Source organism: Pseudomonas sp. DC3200b2, from assembly GCF_049895785.1.
Taxonomy (GTDB): domain Bacteria; phylum Pseudomonadota; class Gammaproteobacteria; order Pseudomonadales; family Pseudomonadaceae; genus Aquipseudomonas; species Aquipseudomonas massiliensis.
Genome location: NZ_JAFCTA010000001.1, coordinates 15,403 through 32,158 on the forward strand (window position 1 = coordinate 15,403; position 16,756 = coordinate 32,158).

At 58.2% G+C, this 16,756-nt stretch carries 30 protein-coding genes; all 30 read left to right on the forward strand.

Features of this window, described 5'->3' with window-relative positions; all coding sequences use genetic code 11:
- The first annotated feature begins 4 nt into the window (after window positions 1–4).
- The 30 genes from tuf (at window position 5) to ACP691_RS00215 (ending at window position 16,641) form a co-directional block, all read left to right on the forward strand.
- Window positions 5–1,198 carry an elongation factor Tu gene (gene tuf / locus ACP691_RS00070; RefSeq protein WP_426152294.1) on the forward strand — a complete coding sequence of 398 codons (1,194 nt, stop codon included), beginning with the start codon at window positions 5–7 and terminating at the stop codon, window positions 1,196–1,198.
- Between the two features lie 140 nt (window positions 1,199–1,338).
- The gene (gene rpsJ, locus ACP691_RS00075) at window positions 1,339–1,650 is read left to right on the forward strand and encodes a 30S ribosomal protein S10 (RefSeq protein ID WP_003186070.1); all 312 of its coding nucleotides are present in this window, start codon (window positions 1,339–1,341) and stop codon (window positions 1,648–1,650) included.
- Between the two features lie 81 nt (window positions 1,651–1,731).
- Entirely contained in the window at window positions 1,732–2,367 is a 636-nt protein-coding gene (gene rplC / locus ACP691_RS00080) for a 50S ribosomal protein L3 (protein ID WP_040261494.1), read from the forward strand.
- Window positions 2,368–2,379: 12 nt separating this feature from the next.
- On the forward strand, window positions 2,380–2,982 hold the full coding sequence (gene rplD / locus ACP691_RS00085; protein ID WP_040261495.1) for a 50S ribosomal protein L4: 603 nt from the start codon (window positions 2,380–2,382) through the stop codon (window positions 2,980–2,982).
- On the forward strand, window positions 2,979–3,278 hold the full coding sequence (rplW, locus tag ACP691_RS00090; RefSeq protein ID WP_040261496.1) for a 50S ribosomal protein L23: 300 nt from the start codon (window positions 2,979–2,981) through the stop codon (window positions 3,276–3,278). The genes rplD and rplW overlap by 4 nt, the downstream gene beginning before the upstream one ends.
- Before the next feature lie 14 nt (window positions 3,279–3,292).
- Entirely contained in the window at window positions 3,293–4,117 is an 825-nt protein-coding gene (rplB, locus tag ACP691_RS00095; protein WP_040261497.1) for a 50S ribosomal protein L2, read from the forward strand.
- 15 nt (window positions 4,118–4,132) lie between these two features.
- Window positions 4,133–4,408, forward strand: coding sequence for a 30S ribosomal protein S19 (rpsS, locus tag ACP691_RS00100; protein ID WP_040261498.1), 276 nt, complete (start codon window positions 4,133–4,135; stop codon window positions 4,406–4,408).
- Window positions 4,409–4,419: 11 nt separating this feature from the next.
- Window positions 4,420–4,752, forward strand: coding sequence for a 50S ribosomal protein L22 (gene rplV, locus ACP691_RS00105; RefSeq protein ID WP_040261499.1), 333 nt, complete (start codon window positions 4,420–4,422; stop codon window positions 4,750–4,752).
- Between the two features lie 13 nt (window positions 4,753–4,765).
- The gene (rpsC, locus tag ACP691_RS00110; protein WP_040261500.1) at window positions 4,766–5,452 is read left to right on the forward strand and encodes a 30S ribosomal protein S3; all 687 of its coding nucleotides are present in this window, start codon (window positions 4,766–4,768) and stop codon (window positions 5,450–5,452) included.
- A gap of 12 nt (window positions 5,453–5,464) precedes the next feature.
- Window positions 5,465–5,878, forward strand: coding sequence for a 50S ribosomal protein L16 (gene rplP, locus ACP691_RS00115; protein ID WP_009397508.1), 414 nt, complete (start codon window positions 5,465–5,467; stop codon window positions 5,876–5,878).
- Window positions 5,878–6,069 (forward strand): 50S ribosomal protein L29, encoded by a 192-nt coding sequence (gene rpmC / locus ACP691_RS00120; RefSeq protein WP_040261502.1) that lies wholly within the window; start codon window positions 5,878–5,880, stop codon window positions 6,067–6,069. Before rplP ends, rpmC begins: the two co-directional genes overlap by 1 nt.
- A gap of 2 nt (window positions 6,070–6,071) precedes the next feature.
- A complete protein-coding gene (gene rpsQ, locus ACP691_RS00125; RefSeq protein ID WP_040261504.1) occupies window positions 6,072–6,338 on the forward strand; it encodes a 30S ribosomal protein S17 in 267 nt (88 codons plus the stop codon).
- 23 nt (window positions 6,339–6,361) lie between these two features.
- Complete coding sequence (gene rplN / locus ACP691_RS00130; protein ID WP_003243907.1) at window positions 6,362–6,730, forward strand: 50S ribosomal protein L14; 369 nt, start codon at window positions 6,362–6,364, stop codon at window positions 6,728–6,730.
- Between the two features lie 11 nt (window positions 6,731–6,741).
- On the forward strand, window positions 6,742–7,056 hold the full coding sequence (rplX, locus tag ACP691_RS00135) for a 50S ribosomal protein L24 (protein WP_040261506.1): 315 nt from the start codon (window positions 6,742–6,744) through the stop codon (window positions 7,054–7,056).
- A 20-nt stretch (window positions 7,057–7,076) separates the two neighbouring features.
- Complete coding sequence (gene rplE / locus ACP691_RS00140; protein ID WP_040261507.1) at window positions 7,077–7,616, forward strand: 50S ribosomal protein L5; 540 nt, start codon at window positions 7,077–7,079, stop codon at window positions 7,614–7,616.
- Window positions 7,617–7,629: 13 nt separating this feature from the next.
- The gene (gene rpsN / locus ACP691_RS00145) at window positions 7,630–7,935 is read left to right on the forward strand and encodes a 30S ribosomal protein S14 (protein ID WP_040261508.1); all 306 of its coding nucleotides are present in this window, start codon (window positions 7,630–7,632) and stop codon (window positions 7,933–7,935) included.
- A gap of 191 nt (window positions 7,936–8,126) precedes the next feature.
- Window positions 8,127–8,519, forward strand: a complete 393-nt coding sequence (gene rpsH / locus ACP691_RS00150; RefSeq protein ID WP_426152314.1) for a 30S ribosomal protein S8 — start codon at window positions 8,127–8,129, stop codon at window positions 8,517–8,519.
- 12 nt (window positions 8,520–8,531) lie between these two features.
- Window positions 8,532–9,065 carry a 50S ribosomal protein L6 gene (gene rplF, locus ACP691_RS00155; protein WP_040261510.1) on the forward strand — a complete coding sequence of 178 codons (534 nt, stop codon included), beginning with the start codon at window positions 8,532–8,534 and terminating at the stop codon, window positions 9,063–9,065.
- A gap of 10 nt (window positions 9,066–9,075) precedes the next feature.
- A complete protein-coding gene (gene rplR / locus ACP691_RS00160) occupies window positions 9,076–9,426 on the forward strand; it encodes a 50S ribosomal protein L18 (RefSeq protein ID WP_040261511.1) in 351 nt (116 codons plus the stop codon).
- A gap of 3 nt (window positions 9,427–9,429) precedes the next feature.
- On the forward strand, window positions 9,430–9,930 hold the full coding sequence (gene rpsE, locus ACP691_RS00165; RefSeq protein WP_040261512.1) for a 30S ribosomal protein S5: 501 nt from the start codon (window positions 9,430–9,432) through the stop codon (window positions 9,928–9,930).
- Window positions 9,930–10,106, forward strand: a complete 177-nt coding sequence (rpmD, locus tag ACP691_RS00170) for a 50S ribosomal protein L30 (protein WP_009397493.1) — start codon at window positions 9,930–9,932, stop codon at window positions 10,104–10,106. Before rpsE ends, rpmD begins: the two co-directional genes overlap by 1 nt.
- Window positions 10,107–10,110: 4 nt before the next feature.
- Entirely contained in the window at window positions 10,111–10,545 is a 435-nt protein-coding gene (gene rplO, locus ACP691_RS00175) for a 50S ribosomal protein L15 (protein ID WP_426152317.1), read from the forward strand.
- Window positions 10,546–11,880, forward strand: coding sequence for a preprotein translocase subunit SecY (secY, locus tag ACP691_RS00180; RefSeq protein WP_040261514.1), 1,335 nt, complete (start codon window positions 10,546–10,548; stop codon window positions 11,878–11,880). It abuts the gene before it with no gap.
- Between the two features lie 28 nt (window positions 11,881–11,908).
- Window positions 11,909–12,025, forward strand: coding sequence for a 50S ribosomal protein L36 (rpmJ, locus tag ACP691_RS00185; protein WP_011531897.1), 117 nt, complete (start codon window positions 11,909–11,911; stop codon window positions 12,023–12,025).
- Between the two features lie 130 nt (window positions 12,026–12,155).
- Complete coding sequence (gene rpsM / locus ACP691_RS00190; protein ID WP_040261515.1) at window positions 12,156–12,512, forward strand: 30S ribosomal protein S13; 357 nt, start codon at window positions 12,156–12,158, stop codon at window positions 12,510–12,512.
- Window positions 12,513–12,542: 30 nt separating this feature from the next.
- Window positions 12,543–12,932, forward strand: a complete 390-nt coding sequence (gene rpsK / locus ACP691_RS00195) for a 30S ribosomal protein S11 (protein WP_002555466.1) — start codon at window positions 12,543–12,545, stop codon at window positions 12,930–12,932.
- Window positions 12,933–12,950: 18 nt separating this feature from the next.
- Window positions 12,951–13,571, forward strand: coding sequence for a 30S ribosomal protein S4 (rpsD, locus tag ACP691_RS00200; RefSeq protein ID WP_040261516.1), 621 nt, complete (start codon window positions 12,951–12,953; stop codon window positions 13,569–13,571).
- 22 nt (window positions 13,572–13,593) lie between these two features.
- Window positions 13,594–14,595: a DNA-directed RNA polymerase subunit alpha gene (locus ACP691_RS00205; RefSeq protein WP_040261517.1), complete on the forward strand. Its 1,002-nt coding sequence runs from the start codon at window positions 13,594–13,596 to the stop codon at window positions 14,593–14,595.
- Window positions 14,596–14,637: 42 nt separating this feature from the next.
- Entirely contained in the window at window positions 14,638–15,024 is a 387-nt protein-coding gene (gene rplQ, locus ACP691_RS00210; protein ID WP_426152321.1) for a 50S ribosomal protein L17, read from the forward strand.
- A gap of 168 nt (window positions 15,025–15,192) precedes the next feature.
- Window positions 15,193–16,641, forward strand: a complete 1,449-nt coding sequence (locus ACP691_RS00215) for a catalase (RefSeq protein WP_426152323.1) — start codon at window positions 15,193–15,195, stop codon at window positions 16,639–16,641.
- Window positions 16,642–16,756: the final 115 nt, after the last annotated feature.

Below are 16,756 nucleotides of genomic sequence, written 5' to 3' on the forward strand. Positions count from 1 at the left end.
TGTCGTGGCTAAAGAAAAATTCGAACGTAACAAACCGCACGTCAACGTCGGTACCATCGGTCACGTTGACCACGGTAAAACCACTCTGACCGCTGCTCTGACCCGCGTCTGCTCCGAAGTCTTCGGTTCGGCTCGTGTGGACTTCGACAAGATCGACAGCGCCCCGGAAGAGAAAGCTCGCGGTATCACCATCAACACCGCGCACGTGGAGTACGACTCCTCTGTTCGTCACTACGCTCACGTTGACTGCCCAGGTCACGCTGACTACGTGAAGAACATGATCACCGGTGCTGCCCAGATGGACGGCGCGATCCTGGTCTGCTCGGCCGCTGACGGTCCGATGCCCCAGACTCGCGAACACATCCTGCTGTCCCGCCAGGTTGGCGTTCCTTACATCGTCGTGTTCCTGAACAAGGCCGACATGGTGGACGACGCCGAGCTGCTGGAACTGGTTGAAATGGAAGTGCGTGACCTGCTCAGCACCTACGATTTCCCAGGCGACGATACCCCGATCATCATCGGTTCGGCGTTGATGGCCCTGAACGGCCAGGACGACAACGAGATGGGCACCAGCGCTGTGAAGAAGCTGGTCGAGACTCTGGACACCTACATTCCCGAGCCTGTTCGCGCCATCGACAAGCCGTTCCTGATGCCGATCGAAGACGTGTTCTCGATCTCCGGCCGCGGTACTGTTGTAACCGGTCGTGTTGAGCGTGGCATCGTTCGCATTCAGGAAGAAGTCGAGATCGTTGGCTTGCGTCCAACCACCAAGACCACCTGCACCGGCGTTGAAATGTTCCGCAAGCTGCTGGATGAAGGTCGTGCTGGCGAGAACTGCGGCGTGCTGCTGCGCGGCACCAAGCGTGACGACGTCGAGCGTGGTCAGGTTCTGACCAAGCCAGGTACCGTCAAGCCGCACACCAAGTTTGAAGCTGAAGTGTACGTGCTGTCCAAGGAAGAAGGTGGTCGTCACACCCCGTTCTTCAAGGGCTACCGTCCTCAGTTCTACTTCCGTACCACCGACGTGACCGGTAGCTGCGAACTGCCGGAAGGCGTTGAAATGGTCATGCCAGGCGACAACGTGAAAATGGTTGTCACCCTGATCAAGACCATTGCAATGGAAGACGGCCTGCGTTTCGCAATCCGTGAAGGTGGTCGTACCGTTGGTGCTGGCGTTGTAGCCAAAATCATCGAGTAAGCCCCTCGTAACAGAAGAAGCCCCCGCCTAGCGGGGGCTTTTTTATTGGGTTGACACCTGTTAGGGGCGTCTATAGAATCACGCCTCCTTTTAACGGGCGTAGTCCGTCTGTTGGGAATGAGCCTGGAGTCTGAAATCCAATGCAAAATCAGCAAATTCGTATCAGGTTGAAGGCTTTTGACCATCGCCTGATCGACCAATCCACCCAGGAAATCGTGGAAACCGCGAAACGTACTGGTGCACAAGTGCGTGGTCCGATCCCACTGCCAACTCGCAAGGAGCGGTTCACCGTTCTGGTTTCCCCGCACGTCAACAAAGACGCGCGTGACCAGTACGAAATCCGCACTCACAAGCGTGTTCTGGACATCGTCCAGCCTACGGATAAAACCGTTGACGCGCTGATGAAGCTCGACCTCGCAGCTGGCGTGGAAGTACAGATCAGCCTCGGCTAAGACCCGCGTCTTGGTCGTGTAACGCTCTGAAATGGGCGGCCATAGCGGGTGAAAGCCCCGTACACTCATGAGGTTTACAACATGACTATTGGTGTAGTCGGTCGTAAGTGCGGTATGACCCGCATCTTCACCGAAGATGGTGTCTCTATTCCGGTTACGGTCATCGAGATCGAGCCGAATCGCGTCACCCAGTTCAAAACCGAAGAATCCGATGGCTACCGTGCAGTGCAAGTCACTGTAGGCGAGCGTCGTGCTTCGCGCGTCACCGCAGCTCAGGCTGGTCACTTCGCCAAGGCGAACGTAGCCGCCGGCCGTGGCGTCTGGGAATTCCGTCTTGAAGAAGGCGAGTACCAGGCGGGCGACCTGATCAACTCGGAACTGTTCGCAGCAGGCCAGCTGGTAGACGTTACCGGCCAGTCCAAGGGTAAAGGCTTTGCCGGTACCATCAAGCGCTGGAACTTCCGTGGTCAGGACAACACCCACGGTAACTCCGTTTCCCACCGCGTTCCGGGCTCCATCGGCCAGTGCCAGACTCCTGGTCGTGTTTTCAAGGGCAAGAAAATGTCCGGTCACATGGGCGCCGAGCGCGTGACCGTGCAGTCCCTGGAAGTGGTCCGCGTCGACGCTGAACGCAACCTGCTGCTGGTCAAGGGCGCCGTTCCTGGTGCTACTGGCGGCGACGTGGTTGTGCGTCCGGCTGTTAAGGCTCGCGGTTAAGGGGAAGCTGACATGCAATTGAATGTAAATGACGCGCAAGCGATCGAAGTTTCCGAACTGACCTTTGGTGGCGAGTTCAACGAGACCCTGGTACACCAGGCTGTTGTAGCCTACATGGCCGGTGGCCGTCAGGGCAGCAAGCAGCAGAAAACCCGTTCCGACGTCTCCGGCGGCGGCAAGCGCCCATGGCGCCAGAAGGGTACTGGCCGTGCTCGTGCCGGTACTATCCGTAGCCCGCTGTGGCGTGGCGGTGGTACCACTTTCGCTGCTCGTCCCCAGGATCACTCGCAGAAGCTCAACAAGAAGATGTACCGCGCAGCACTGCGCTCCATCCTCGCCGAGCTGGTACGCACTGATCGTCTGGTCGTGGTTCAGGACTTCGCTGTAGAAGCGCCGAAAACCAAAGAACTGCTGGGCAAGCTGAACGGCCTGGGTCTGAATGACGTGCTGATCGTTTCCGAAGCCGTTGACCAGAACCTGTACCTGGCTGCTCGCAACCTGCCGCACGTCGACGTACGTGACGTACAAGGTTCCGACCCGGTCAGTCTGATCGCTTACGACAAGGTGTTGATCACCGTGTCGGCCGTGAAGAAATTCGAGGAGCTGCTGGGATGAACCAGGAACGCGTATTCAAAGTTCTGCTTGGCCCGCATGTATCCGAGAAGGCCACCGGCCTGGCTGAGAAAAAAGGCCAGTTCGTCTTCAAGGTTGCGACCGACGCTACCAAGCTGGAAATCAAGAAGGCCGTCGAATCGCTGTTCGACGTTAAAGTGGAGCGCGTCACTACCCTGAACGTTTTGGGTAAGACCAAGCGTACCGCTCGGGGTCTGGGCAAGCGTAATGACTGGAAGAAGGCCGTTGTCGCCCTTCAGCCAGGCCAAGATCTCGATTTCAGCAGCAGTGCTGAGTAAGGAAGGGGTGCATCATGGCAATCGTTAAATGCAAACCGACTTCCCCTGGCCGCCGTTTCGTGGTCAAGGTGGTCAACCAGGAGCTGCATAAAGGCGCTCCTTACGCTCCGCTGCTCGAGAAGAAGTCGAAGTCCGGCGGTCGTAACAACAATGGCCGCATCACCACCCGTCATGTGGGCGGTGGCCACAAGCAGCACTATCGTCTGGTCGACTTCCGTCGCAACGACAAGGACGGCATCGCCGCCGTTGTCGAGCGCATCGAATACGATCCGAACCGTACTGCTCACCTGGCCCTGCTGCGCTACGCCGATGGCGAGCGTCGCTACATCATCGCGCCTAAGGGCGTGAGTGCTGGCGACCAGCTGATCTCCGGCGCCCTGGCTCCAATCAAGCCGGGCAACAGCCTGCAGCTGCGCAACATCCCGGTTGGTAGCACCGTTCACGGTATCGAGCTCAAGCCAGGCAAGGGCGCGCAGATCGCACGTTCGGCCGGTGCTTCCGCTCAGCTGGTAGCCCGTGAAGGTGTATACGTCACCCTGCGTCTGCGCTCCGGCGAGATGCGCAAAGTGCTCTCCGAGTGCCGCGCTACCCTGGGTGAAGTGTCCAACTCCGAGCACAGCCTGCGTTCGCTGGGTAAAGCGGGTGCCAAGCGCTGGCGTGGCGTTCGTCCGACCGTTCGTGGTGTTGCCATGAACCCGGTTGACCACCCACATGGTGGTGGTGAAGGTCGTACCTCCGGTGGTCGTCATCCGGTATCGCCATGGGGCTTCCCGACCAAGGGTGCGAAGACCCGTGGTAATAAGCGTACCGACAACATGATCGTCCGTCGTCGCAAGTAATCTGAGGATACGACAGTGCCACGTTCTCTGAAAAAAGGTCCTTTCATCGATCTTCACCTGTTGAAGAAGGTCGAAGTGGCGGCGGAAAAGAACGATCGCAAGCCGGTTAAAACCTGGTCGCGCCGTTCGATGATCCTGCCGCAAATGGTTGGTCTGACCATCGCCGTTCATAACGGCCGTCAACACGTTCCGGTTCTCGTGAGCGAAGACATGGTTGGCCATAAACTGGGCGAGTTCGCCGGTACCCGCACCTATCGCGGGCACGTGGCTGACAAGAAAGCCAAGCGTTAAGGGGTAAGGAAATGGAAGTAGCCGCTAAGTTGTCGGGCGCTCGCATCTCCGCCCAGAAAGCCCGCTTGGTCGCCGACCAGATCCGCGGGAAGAAGGTGGGCGACGCGCTCAACCTGTTGGCCTTCAGCAGCAAGAAGGCCGCTGAAGTCATGAAGAAAGTCCTGGAGTCGGCCGTTGCCAACGCCGAACACAACGAAGGCGCAGACATCGATGACCTGAAGGTCTCGACTGTTTTCGTCAACGAAGGGCGTTCGCTGAAGCGCATCATGCCGCGTGCCAAGGGCCGCGCTGATCGCATCGTCAAGCGGTCTTGCCATATCACTGTCAAGGTTGCGGACAAGTAACGGAGTCGATCAGATGGGTCAGAAAGTACATCCCGTTGGCATTCGCCTGGGAATCGTCAAGGAGCACACCTCCGTCTGGTACGCAGACGGTCAGACCTACGCAGATTATCTGCTGGCGGATCTGAAAACCCGTGAGTTCCTGCAAGACAAACTAAAAAGCGCGTCCGTAAGCCGTATCGATATCCATCGTCCGGCTCAGACTGCACGCATCACCATCCACACCGCTCGTCCCGGCATCGTGATCGGCAAGAAAGGTGAAGATGTTGAGAAGCTGCGTCAGGACCTGACCAAGCAAATGGGTGTGCCCGTGCACATCAATATCGAAGAAATCCGCAAGCCGGAGCTCGACGGTATGTTGGTTGCGCAGAGCGTAGCTCAGCAGCTGGAACGTCGCGTCATGTTCCGTCGCGCCATGAAGCGCGCCGTGCAGAACGCCATGCGTATTGGTGCCAAGGGCATCAAGATCCAGGTGAGCGGTCGTCTGGGCGGTGCTGAAATCGCACGTACTGAATGGTATCGCGAAGGTCGTGTGCCCCTGCACACCCTGCGTGCCGATATCGACTATGCCACCTACGAAGCTCACACCACCTACGGTGTGATTGGTGTCAAGGTTTGGATCTTCAAAGGCGAAGTGATCGGTGGTCGCCAGGAAGAGCTGAAGCCTCAAGCACCTGCGCCTCGTAAAAAAGCTGCCAAGTAAGGGGTACGCCAAATGTTGCAACCAAAGCGTACAAAATTCCGCAAGCAGATGACCGGCCACAACCGTGGTCTGGCACTGCGCGGTAGCAAAGTCAGCTTCGGCGAATTCGCCTTGAAGGCTGTTGCTCGTGGTCGCCTCACCGCCCGCCAGATCGAATCGGCACGTCGTGCCCTGACCCGTCACGTGAAGCGTGGCGGCAAGATCTGGATTCGCGTGTTCCCGGACAAGCCGGTCACCAAGAAGCCTCTCGAAGTGCGGATGGGTAAAGGTAAGGGTAGCGTTGAGTACTGGGTAGCCCAGATCCAGCCAGGCAAGGTCCTGTACGAGATCGAAGGTGTTTCCGAAGAGCTGGCGCGTGAGGCATTCGCCCTGGCGGCTGCAAAGCTGCCTCTCGCCACCTCCTTTGTTAAGCGGACGGTGATGTGATGCAAGCGAAAGAACTTCGTGAGAAATCAGCACAGCAGCTGAACGAGCAACTGCTCGGCTTGCTGCGCGACCAGTTCAATCTGCGCATGCAGAAAGCAACTGGCCAGTTGGGGCAGTCTCACCTGCTCTCGCAAGTGAAACGTGACATCGCTCGCGTTAAGACTGTGCTCAACCAGCAGGCAGGTAAGTGATCATGGCCGAAGCCGAAAAAACCGTCCGTACGCTGACTGGCCGTGTTGTCAGCGACAAGATGGACAAAACCATCACCGTACTGATCGAGCGTCGCGTCAAGCACCCGATCTACGGCAAGTACGTCAAGCGTTCGACTAAGCTGCACGCTCACGACGAGAACAACCAGTGCCACGTGGGTGACAAGGTCACCATCCGTGAAACCCGTCCGGTCGCCAAGACCAAGACCTGGGCCCTGGTTGAAATCGTTGAACGCGCTGTTGAAGTCTAAGGGCTAGGGGTCGGAGATATTTTATGATTCAGACTCAATCCATGCTCGATGTGGCCGATAACAGCGGCGCTCGTCGCGTAATGTGCATCAAGGTTCTCGGCGGTTCGCACCGTCGTTACGCCGGCATTGGTGACATCATCAAAGTGACCGTCAAGGAAGCGATTCCGCGCGGCAAGGTCAAGAAAGGCCAGGTGATGACCGCTGTTGTCGTTCGTACCCGTCACGGCGTGCGCCGCGCTGATGGTTCCATCATCCGCTTCGACGGCAACGCTGCTGTTCTGCTGAACAACAAGCAAGAGCCGATCGGCACCCGTATCTTTGGGCCAGTGACCCGTGAGCTTCGTTCCGAGAAGTTCATGAAGATCGTCTCGCTCGCCCCAGAAGTGCTGTAAGGAGATCCGACATGCAAAAGATTCGTCGTGACGACGAGATCATCGTGATCGCCGGCAAAGACAAGGGCAAGCGCGGTAAGGTGCTGAAGGTGCTCGCTGACGACCGTCTGGTCGTTGGTGGGGTCAACCTGGTCAAGCGCCATACCAAGCCGAATCCGATGGCTGGCATTCAAGGCGGTATCGTTGAGAAAGAAGCGCCTCTGCACGCTTCCAACGTTGCCATCTTCAATGGCGAAACCAACAAGGCTGACCGTGTTGGTTTCAAGGTAGAAGACGGCAAGAAGATTCGTGTCTTCAAGTCGACCCAAAAAGCGGTTGATGCTTGAACACTGCTAGGTAGAAGACAATGGCACGACTAAAAGAGATTTACCGGAAGGAAATCGCGCCCAAGCTTAAGGAAGAACTTAAGCTGGCAAACGTGATGGAAGTTCCGCGCGTTACCAAGATCACCCTGAACATGGGTCTGGGCGAAGCGATTGGTGACAAGAAAGTCATCGAGCACGCTGTAGCCGACCTGGAAAAGATCACCGGTCAAAAGCCGGTTGTCACTTTCGCCAAGAAGTCCATCGCGGGCTTCAAGGTGCGTGAAGGTTGGCCGATTGGTGTCAAGGTCACCCTGCGTCGCGATCGTATGTACGAATTCCTGGATCGCCTGCTTTCCATCTCCCTGCCTCGGGTCCGTGACTTCCGCGGCCTGAATGCCAAGTCCTTCGATGGTCGCGGCAACTACAGCATGGGCGTGAAAGAGCAGATCATCTTCCCGGAAATCGATTACGACAAGATCGATGCTCTTCGCGGTCTGGACATCACCCTGACCACCACCGCCCGTACGGACGAAGAAGGCCGCGCTCTGCTGCGTGCATTCAAGTTCCCGTTCCGTAACTGATAGGAGTCGGACCATGGCTAAGAAGAGTATGAAGAACCGCGAGCTGAAGCGTCAGCAAACGGTAGCCAAGTACGCCAAGAAGCGTGCCGAGCTGAAGGCGACCATCGTCGACCTGAACGCATCGCCAGAAGAGCGCTGGGCTGCCAGCGTCGCTCTGCAGAAGCAGCCACGTGATGCCAGCGCCTCGCGCCTGCGTAACCGCTGCCGTCTGACCGGCCGTCCTCACGGTGTATACCGTAAGTTTGGTCTGGCGCGTAACATGCTGCGTCAAGCTGCAATGCGTGGTGACGTCCCAGGTCTGGTCAAGGCCAGCTGGTAAGGTCGCACCCGCGGCGGCTCAAGCCGCCGCTGGTCACGCCAACGAATCAAGCCCCTCATGGGGCTTGATTCGTTTCTGGGGTGTGTCTAGAATGACCGGCTCGCCTGAGCCCGGGCTCTGCCTCTGGGCGATCCTCAGGCGAATTTTGCAGCCGAAAGGCTCGTTTTTTATGTATCAGGAGCGTCTAGCCCATGAGTATGCAGGACCCGTTAGCGGACATGCTAACTCGCATCCGTAATGCCCAGATGGCTGAAAAGTCCGTCGTCAGCATGCCTTCTTCCACGTTGAAGGTTGCGGTAGCCAAAGTTCTGAAGGACGAAGGTTACATCGCGGGTTATCAGGTCAGCGGTGAAGGCAAGCCTTCGCTGTCCATCGAGCTGAAGTACTTCGAAGGCCGTCCGGTCATCGAGGAAGTCAAGCGCGTCAGCCGTCCTGGCCTGCGTCAGTACAAATCCGTCGACGAACTGCCGAAAGTTCGCGGCGGCCTTGGCGTGTCCATCGTCTCCACCAACAAAGGTGTGATGACTGATCGTGCTGCGCGCGCTGCCGGTGTCGGCGGCGAAGTCCTTTGCACTGTGTTCTAAGGGGGGATAAGCATGTCTCGCGTCGCTAAGAACCCCGTCAGGCTGCCTGCTGGCGTAGAAGTCAAGTTCGCCGGTCAGCAACTGTCGATCAAAGGTGCCAAGGGTACCCTCGAGCTGAATGTTCACGCATCCGTTGAAGTGGTCGAAGAGGGCGGTGAACTGCGCTTCTCCGCTCGCAACGGTGATCAGCAGACTCGCGCAATGGCCGGCACCACCCGTGCACTGGTCAACAACATGGTGCAGGGCGTAAGCCAGGGCTTCGAGCGCAAGCTCCAGCTGGTTGGCGTAGGTTACAAGGCTCAGGCCAAGGGCGAAGTTCTGTCCCTGGCACTCGGTTTCTCGCACCCGGTTGATTATCAGCTGCCGAAAGGCGTTACCGCTGAAACTCCAAGCCAGACCGATATCGTCATCAAGGGTATCGACAAGCAGCTCGTAGGCCAGGTTGCCGCGGAAATCCGCGACTTCCGTCGCCCAGAGCCGTACAAAGGCAAGGGTGTCCGTTACGCGGATGAAGTCGTCCGCCGTAAAGAAGCCAAGAAGAAGTAGGGCCTAGCAAATGACCGACAAAAAAGTTACTCGTCTGCGTCGCGCTCGCAAAGCACGCCTGAAGATGCACGAGCTCGAAGCCGTGCGCCTGTGCGTGTATCGCTCTTCGCAGCACATTTATGCCCAGGTCATTTCGGCCGACGGCAGCAAGGTCCTGGCAAGCGCTTCGACCTTGGACAAAGAACTGCGTGATGGCGCCACCGGCAACATCGACGCCGCCACGAAGGTTGGCCAGCTGGTCGCTGAGCGCGCGAAAGCCGCCGGCGTCTCCCAAGTGGCTTTCGACCGTTCTGGCTTCAAGTACCACGGTCGCGTTAAAGCGCTGGCTGATGCTGCTCGTGAAGGCGGGCTGGAGTTCTAAGTTATGGCAAATAACGATCAAAAGCGCGACGAAGGCTACATCGAGAAGCTGGTTCAGGTTAACCGCGTTGCCAAGACCGTGAAAGGCGGTCGTATCTTCACCTTCACCGCGCTGACCGTGGTAGGTGATGGCAAGGGCCGCGTCGGCTTCGGCCGTGGCAAGTCCCGCGAAGTGCCTGCCGCTATCCAGAAAGCTATGGAAGCCGCTCGCCGCAACATGATTCAGGTAGACCTGAACGGCACTACTCTGCAGTACGCTACCAAGTCCACCCATGGTGCGTCCAAGGTGTACATGCAGCCTGCCTCCGAAGGTACCGGCATCATCGCTGGTGGTGCCATGCGTGCCGTCCTGGAAGTCGCTGGCGTTCAGAACGTTCTGGCCAAGTGCTACGGTTCGACCAACCCGGTCAACGTGGTTCATGCCACCTTCAACGGCCTGAAAGCCATGCAGTCCCCTGATTCGATCGCCGCCAAGCGTGGCAAGAGCGTCGAGGAAATTCTGTAATGGCTACCGTCAAAGTTACCCTGATCAAGAGCACCGCCGGCCGCCTGCCCAACCACAAGCTGTGTGTGAAGGGCCTGGGTCTGCGTCGCATCGGTCACACCGTGGAAGTCCAGGATACTCCCGAGAATCGCGGGATGATCAACAAGGCTTACTACATGCTGCGCGTTGAGGGTTGATTCGATGAAACTCAATGATCTGAGTCCAGCGCCGGGTTCCCGTCGCGAGAAGCACCGTCCGGGCCGTGGTATCGGTAGCGGCCTGGGCAAGACCGGTGGCCGCGGCCACAAAGGTCAAACCTCCCGTTCCGGTGGCACCATTGCCCCTGGTTTCGAGGGTGGTCAACAGCCTCTGCACCGTCGCCTGCCGAAGTTCGGCTTCGTTTCGCTGAAAGCCATGGATCGCGCGCAAGTGCGTACCTCCGAGCTGGCCAAGGTGGAAGGTGATGTCGTCACTCTGCAATCCCTCAAGGATGCCAACGTGATCAACCAGAACGTACAGCGTGTGAAGATCATGCTGTCGGGCGAGGTTACTCGTGCGGTCACCCTGAAGGGCATCGCCGCCACCAAGGGTGCGCGTGCGGCCATCGAAGCAGCTGGCGGCAAGTTCGAGGAATAAATGGCTAAGCAAGGTGCTCTCTCATCGCTCAGCAAGAGTGGGGGTTTGTCCGAGCTCTGGGCTCGTCTGCGCTTCTTGTTCCTGGCGATCATCGTCTACAGGATCGGCGCTCACATCCCGGTTCCCGGCATGAACCCAGATCGGCTGGCGGACCTGTTCCGACAGAATGAGGGGACCATTCTTAGCCTGTTCAACATGTTTTCCGGCGGCGCGCTCGAGCGCATGAGCATCTTTGCATTGGGGATCATGCCGTACATCTCGGCATCGATCATCATGCAGTTGATGACGGCGATCAGCCCGCAGCTGGAGCAGTTGAAGAAGGAAGGTGAGGCTGGCCGTCGCAAGATCAGCCAGTACACCCGCTATGGCACCGTAGTCCTGGCTCTGGTCCAGGCCATTGGCATGTCCATTGGCCTGGCCAACCAGGGCGTCGCGTTTTCCGCCGGCTTCGGCTTCTACTTCGTGGCAGTCACCACCTTCGTGGCGGGCGCGCTGTTCATGATGTGGCTGGGCGAGCAGATTACCGAGCGCGGTGTCGGCAACGGTATCTCGATGTTGATTTTCTCGGGTATCGTCGCCGGTCTTCCGAGAGCGATCGGGCAGTCTTTCGAGTCTGCCCGCATGGGTGATATCAATATCTTCGCCCTGATCGCCATCGGTTTGCTGGCAGTAGCGATCATTGGTTTCGTGGTGTTCATCGAGCGTGGTCAGCGCCGTATTGCGGTGCACTACGCCAAGCGCCAGCAGGGCCGCAAGGTCTTCGCTGCGCAGACGAGCCACCTGCCTTTGAAGGTGAACATGGCGGGCGTCATTCCTGCCATTTTCGCGAGCAGCATCTTGCTGTTCCCGGCTTCGCTGGGTGCCTGGTTCGGTCAGTCCGCGGGTATGGGCTGGCTGCAGGACGTCTCGCAGTCGATCGCGCCTGGTCAGCCGTTGAACATCTTGCTGTTTACCGCAGGGATCATTTTCTTCTGCTTCTTCTATACGGCCTTGATGTTCAACCCGAAAGACGTAGCGGAAAACCTGAAGAAGTCCGGTGCCTTTATTCCGGGCATCCGTCCGGGCGAGCAGTCTGCGCGCTACATTGATGGCGTTCTGACCCGCTTGACCATGTTCGGTGCTCTTTACATGACGGCCGTGTGCCTGCTTCCCCAGTTTCTGGTGGTTGCGGCCAACGTTCCGTTCTACCTTGGCGGGACCTCGTTGCTGATTGTGGTAGTGGTTGTGATGGACTTTATGGCCCAAGTACAATCCCACCTCGTTTCGCACCAGTACGAATCCCTGATGAAGAAAGCCAACCTGAAGGGCTACGGCGGCAGCAGCATGCTGCGCTAAGGCGCCCATAAGGTTCGAGGAGTTGGTGATGAAAGTTCGTGCATCGGTGAAAAAGCTGTGCCGCAACTGCAAGATTATCCGCCGCGAAGGTATCGTGCGCGTGATCTGCAGCGCGGAACCACGTCACAAGCAGCGCCAAGGCTGATTGTGAGCTGTGCTTAAGCCCGGCAGCTAGTGTGCTGCCGGGTTGATTAATTGTTTTTACAGCGCTATGATCTCGCGCCCTATTTCTTGGCTTCCGGGGCGCAGGTAGCTGTCAATTGGAGTTCCACTGAATGGCCCGTATTGCAGGCGTTAACATTCCGGATAACAAGCATGCTGTTATCTCGCTGACCTACATCTACGGTGTTGGTCGCACTACCGCGCAGAAGCTCTGTGCGGACGCCGGTGTCAACCCGGCTGCGAAGATCAAGGATCTGAGCGACGAGCAAATCGAACAACTGCGTGGCGAAGTCGCGAAGATCACCACCGAAGGTGATCTGCGTCGTGACATCAACATGAAGATCAAGCGCTTGATGGACCTGGGCTGCTATCGTGGCCTGCGTCACCGTCGTGGTCTGCCGGTTCGCGGTCAGCGTACCAAGACCAACGCCCGTACCCGCAAGGGCCCGCGCAAGCCGATCCGCAAGTAATCGCGCCAGCGAATCGACAGGAATTTAGTCATGGCAAAACCTGCTGCTCGTCCTCGTAAGAAAGTCAAAAAGACAGTGGTTGATGGGATCGCCCATATCCACGCGTCTTTCAACAACACCATCGTGACCATCACCGACCGTCAGGGTAACGCGCTGTCCTGGGCGACCTCCGGTGGTTCGGGTTTCCGTGGCTCCCGTAAGTCCACCCCGTTCGCCGCTCAGGTAGCTGCAGAACGCGCTGGCCAGGCTGCCCTGGAATATGGCCTCAAGAACCTCGACGTGAACGTCAAGGGCCCAGGTCCAGGTCGTGAGTCCGCTGTTCGTGCACTGAACGGCTGCGGTTACAAGATCGCCAGCATCACCGACGTGACGCCAATCCCGCACAACGGGTGCCGTCCGCCGAAGAAGCGTCGCGTGTAATTCAGGAGACAGTAAGAAATGGCACGTTACATTGGTCCAAAATGCAAACTGTCTCGTCGTGAAGGCACCGACCTGTTCCTGAAGAGCGGCGTTCGCGCTCTGGAATCTAAGTGCAACATCGAAGCAGCCCCAGGTATCCACGGCCAGCGCCGTGGCCGTCAGTCCGACTACGGCACCCAGCTGCGCGAGAAGCAAAAAGTTCGTCGTATCTACGGTGTACTCGAGCGTCAATTCAGCGGCTACTACAAGCAAGCTGCCAGCCAGAAGGGCGCCACCGGCGAAAACCTTCTGCAGCTGCTCGAGTGCCGTCTGGACAACGTCGTCTACCGTATGGGCTTCGGTGCCACCCGCGCCGAATCCCGTCAGCTGGTTTCGCACAAGGCGATCTCGGTTAACGGCAAGACTGTAAACGTCCCGTCCTTCCAGGTTCGTGCAGGTGACGTGGTTGCAGTTCGCGAAAAGGCGAAAAACCAGCTGCGCATCGCTCAAGCCCTTGAGCTGTGTGCCCAGCGTGGCCGCGTTGAGTGGGTTGAAGTAGACGCTGAGAAGAAGTCCGGCACTTTCAAGAGTGTTCCGGCTCGCAGCGACCTCTCCGCCGACATCAACGAAAACCTGATCGTCGAGCTCTACTCCAAGTAAGGGCTAGAAAGTAGGTGCATCCATGCAGATTTCGGTAAATGAGTTTCTGACGCCCCGCCACATCGATGTGCAGGTCGTCAGCCCAACCCGCGCCAAGATCACGCTCGAGCCACTCGAGCGTGGCTTCGGCCACACCCTGGGCAACGCGCTGCGTCGCATCCTGTTGTCCTCCATGCCTGGCTGTGCAGTCGTAGAAGCCGAGATCGACGGTGTGCTCCATGAGTACAGCGCCATTGAAGGTGTTCAGGAAGACGTCATTGAAATCCTGCTCAACCTCAAAGGTCTGGCCATCAAGCTGCACGGTCGTGACGAAGTTACGCTGACCTTGTCCAAAAAAGGTTCGGGGGTGGTTACCGCTGCCGATATTCAGCTGGATCATGATGTCGAGATCGTGAATCCCGAGCACGTAATCGCGAACCTGGCGTCCAATGGCGCTCTGAACATGAAGCTCGTCGTAGCTCGTGGTCGTGGTTACGAGCCGGCTGACTCGCGTCAGAGTGACGATGACGAAAGCCGCAGCATTGGTCGCTTGCAGCTGGATGCTTCGTTCAGCCCGGTGCGTCGTATCGCTTACGTGGTGGAAAACGCCCGTGTCGAGCAGCGCACCAACCTGGACAAGCTGGTCATCGACCTGGAAACCAACGGTACCCTGGACCCGGAAGAAGCTATCCGTCGTGCCGCGACCATCCTGCAACAGCAGTTGGCCGCGTTCGTCGATCTGAAGGGTGACAGCGAACCAGTCGTCATCGAGCAGGAAGATGAGATCGATCCGATCCTTCTCCGCCCGGTCGACGATCTGGAGTTGACTGTACGTTCGGCTAACTGCCTTAAGGCGGAAAACATTTACTACATCGGCGACCTGATTCAGCGTACCGAAGTAGAACTGTTGAAGACTCCGAACCTGGGCAAGAAGTCCCTGACTGAAATCAAGGACGTCTTGGCCTCCCGCGGTCTTTCCCTCGGCATGCGCCTCGATAACTGGCCGCCTGCAAGTCTTAAGAAGGACGATAAGGCCACGGCCTGATCGTCGTAATCACCGAACGTAGAGTTTGGTAAGGAATGAACCATGCGTCATCGTAAAAGTGGTCGTCACCTGAGCCGCACCAGCGCGCACCGCAAGGCCATGTTCCAAAACATGGCGGTGTCGCTCTTCGAACACGAGCTGATCAAAACCACCCTGCCGAAAGCCAAGGAACTGCGCCGCGTTGCCGAGCCGCTGATCACCCTGGCCAAGGAAGACAGCGTTGCCAACCGTCGTCTGGCTTTCGACCGTACCCGTTCGAAGTCTGCCGTAGGCAAGCTGTTCAACGACCTGGGCAAGCGCTACGCCACCCGTCAAGGCGGCTACCTGCGCATCCTCAAGTGCGGCTTCCGCGCTGGGGACAACGCGCCTATGGCCTATGTTGAGCTGGTTGACCGTCCAGTTACCGGCGTTGTCGAAGCGGCTGAATAAGCCTTTTCGATTCACAAGAAACCGAGCTCAGGCTCGGTTTTTTGTTGTCTGGTCTTTAGCGATTTTCTATCGGTGGGCTCGGATTAATAAATTAGCCCACTTCGCTCATGCACTTGATAATTAGTCCCATCAAGCTGTTCCAGGCTAGCGCCACAGATGGAGACCGCCATGAGCGATACCAAGACCCTGACCACCGCCAGCGGTGCGCCAGTTGCCGATAACCAGAACTCCCGTTCCGCCGGGCCGCGTGGCCCCTTGCTACTCGACGACTTCCACCTGGTCGAGAAACTTGCCCACTTCAACCGCGAGAACATTCCTGAGCGCCGCGTACACGCCAAGGGCTCGGGTGCCTACGGCACCTTTACCGTCACCCAGGACATCACCCGCTTTACCTGCGCCAAGCTCTTCAGTGAAGTCGGCAAGCAGACACCTATCTTCCTGCGCTTTTCCACCGTGGGCGGTGAACGCGGTTCGGCCGATACCGAGCGCGACCCGCGCGGCTTCGCCGTCAAGTTCTATACCGAGGAAGGCAACTGGGACATCGTGGGCAATAACACGCCGGTGTTCTTCATCCGCGACCCGCTCAAGTTCCCCGACTTCATCCACACCCAGAAGCGCCTGCCGCAAAGCAACCTGAAAAGCGCGCAGATGATGTGGGACTTCTGGTCACACTCACCCGAGGCGCTTCATCAGGTCACCATTCTGTTCAGTGATCGTGGGATCCCGGACGGCTACCGCCACATGCATGGTTTTGGCAGCCATACCTACAGCCTGGTTAACGCCTGCGGCGAACGGGTGTGGGTAAAGTGGCACTACAAGACCCAACAGGGCATCAAGAACCTGGCCCCGGCTGAGGCGGCGCGTATCGCCGGTACCGATCCAGACTATGCTCAGCGTGACCTGTTCAGCGCCATCGAGCGCGGCGACTTCCCGCGCTGGACGGTATGCCTGCAGGTGATGACCGAGGCCCAGGCCAACCAGCACCCTGAAAACCCCTTCGACGTCACCAAGGTGTGGTCGCAGAAAGACTACCCGTTGATCGAAGTGGGCACCCTGGAACTGAACCGCAACCCGCTCAACTACTTCGCCGAGGTCGAGCAGGCCGCCTTTGGACCGAGCAACATGATACCGGGGGTCGGCCTGTCGCCGGACCGTATGCTACAGGGCCGGGTGTTCGCCTACGCCGACGCCCACCGCTACCGGGTCGGCACCAACTTCCAGCAACTGCCGGTCAACGCGCCCTTGAGCCCGGTGAACAGCTATCAGCGCGACGGGGCCATGCGCTTCGGCAGTAACGGTGGCGCGGCACCCAACTACGAGCCCAACAGCTACAGCGACGCACCCAAGCAGGTGCCGGCCTACGCGGAGCCGGGGCTGCCCATCAGTGGAGCGGCTACCCGCTACGATCACCGAACCGACAGCGATTACTACAGCCAGGCCGGTGCCCTGTTCCGGCTGATGAGCCCGGCGCAGCAGCAACTGCTCATCAGCAACATCGCCGGCGCCATGCAGGGCGTGACCGAGGATGTGGTGCAGCGGCAGTTGCAGCATTTTCTCAAGGTGGACCTGGCCTATGGTCGTGGTATAGCGGAGGCACTGGGTATCCCCCTCGAGTAATTGCGAACGCAAAGAAGAACCGCCCTCATTTGGGCGGTTTTTCGCATCTGTACGGCGCTGATCAGCCCAAATTTGCGATTTTTCGTCGCATCACCATCGACCCTGGACTAACATT

Bases quoted from the DNA above. Each gene is read 5' to 3' on its own strand.
- rpsD (WP_040261516.1), top strand. From the start codon at position 12,951: ATGGCACGTTACATTGGTCCAAAATGCAAACTGTCTCGTCGTGAAGGC.
- rpsM (WP_040261515.1), top strand. From the start codon at position 12,156: ATGGCCCGTATTGCAGGCGTTAACATTCCGGATAACAAGCATGCTGTT.
- rplF (WP_040261510.1), top strand. From the start codon at position 8,532: ATGTCTCGCGTCGCTAAGAACCCCGTCAGGCTGCCTGCTGGCGTAGAA.
- rplE (WP_040261507.1), top strand. From the start codon at position 7,077: ATGGCACGACTAAAAGAGATTTACCGGAAGGAAATCGCGCCCAAGCTT.
- rpsN (WP_040261508.1), top strand. From the start codon at position 7,630: ATGGCTAAGAAGAGTATGAAGAACCGCGAGCTGAAGCGTCAGCAAACG.
- rpsK (WP_002555466.1), top strand. From the start codon at position 12,543: ATGGCAAAACCTGCTGCTCGTCCTCGTAAGAAAGTCAAAAAGACAGTG.
- rplR (WP_040261511.1), top strand. From the start codon at position 9,076: ATGACCGACAAAAAAGTTACTCGTCTGCGTCGCGCTCGCAAAGCACGC.
- rplP (WP_009397508.1), top strand. From the start codon at position 5,465: ATGTTGCAACCAAAGCGTACAAAATTCCGCAAGCAGATGACCGGCCAC.
- rpsH (WP_426152314.1), top strand. From the start codon at position 8,127: ATGAGTATGCAGGACCCGTTAGCGGACATGCTAACTCGCATCCGTAAT.
- rpmD (WP_009397493.1), top strand. From the start codon at position 9,930: ATGGCTACCGTCAAAGTTACCCTGATCAAGAGCACCGCCGGCCGCCTG.
- rpsQ (WP_040261504.1), top strand. From the start codon at position 6,072: ATGGCCGAAGCCGAAAAAACCGTCCGTACGCTGACTGGCCGTGTTGTC.
- ACP691_RS00205 (WP_040261517.1), top strand. From the start codon at position 13,594: ATGCAGATTTCGGTAAATGAGTTTCTGACGCCCCGCCACATCGATGTG.
- rplB (WP_040261497.1), top strand. From the start codon at position 3,293: ATGGCAATCGTTAAATGCAAACCGACTTCCCCTGGCCGCCGTTTCGTG.
- ACP691_RS00215 (WP_426152323.1), top strand. From the start codon at position 15,193: ATGAGCGATACCAAGACCCTGACCACCGCCAGCGGTGCGCCAGTTGCC.
- rplO (WP_426152317.1), top strand. From the start codon at position 10,111: ATGAAACTCAATGATCTGAGTCCAGCGCCGGGTTCCCGTCGCGAGAAG.
- rplQ (WP_426152321.1), top strand. From the start codon at position 14,638: ATGCGTCATCGTAAAAGTGGTCGTCACCTGAGCCGCACCAGCGCGCAC.
- rpsE (WP_040261512.1), top strand. From the start codon at position 9,430: ATGGCAAATAACGATCAAAAGCGCGACGAAGGCTACATCGAGAAGCTG.
- rpsJ (WP_003186070.1), top strand. From the start codon at position 1,339: ATGCAAAATCAGCAAATTCGTATCAGGTTGAAGGCTTTTGACCATCGC.
- rpmC (WP_040261502.1), top strand. From the start codon at position 5,878: ATGCAAGCGAAAGAACTTCGTGAGAAATCAGCACAGCAGCTGAACGAG.
- secY (WP_040261514.1), top strand. From the start codon at position 10,546: ATGGCTAAGCAAGGTGCTCTCTCATCGCTCAGCAAGAGTGGGGGTTTG.
- rplW (WP_040261496.1), top strand. From the start codon at position 2,979: ATGAACCAGGAACGCGTATTCAAAGTTCTGCTTGGCCCGCATGTATCC.
- rplX (WP_040261506.1), top strand. From the start codon at position 6,742: ATGCAAAAGATTCGTCGTGACGACGAGATCATCGTGATCGCCGGCAAA.
- rplC (WP_040261494.1), top strand. From the start codon at position 1,732: ATGACTATTGGTGTAGTCGGTCGTAAGTGCGGTATGACCCGCATCTTC.
- rplN (WP_003243907.1), top strand. From the start codon at position 6,362: ATGATTCAGACTCAATCCATGCTCGATGTGGCCGATAACAGCGGCGCT.
- rplV (WP_040261499.1), top strand. From the start codon at position 4,420: ATGGAAGTAGCCGCTAAGTTGTCGGGCGCTCGCATCTCCGCCCAGAAA.
- rpsC (WP_040261500.1), top strand. From the start codon at position 4,766: ATGGGTCAGAAAGTACATCCCGTTGGCATTCGCCTGGGAATCGTCAAG.
- rpmJ (WP_011531897.1), top strand. From the start codon at position 11,909: ATGAAAGTTCGTGCATCGGTGAAAAAGCTGTGCCGCAACTGCAAGATT.
- rplD (WP_040261495.1), top strand. From the start codon at position 2,380: ATGCAATTGAATGTAAATGACGCGCAAGCGATCGAAGTTTCCGAACTG.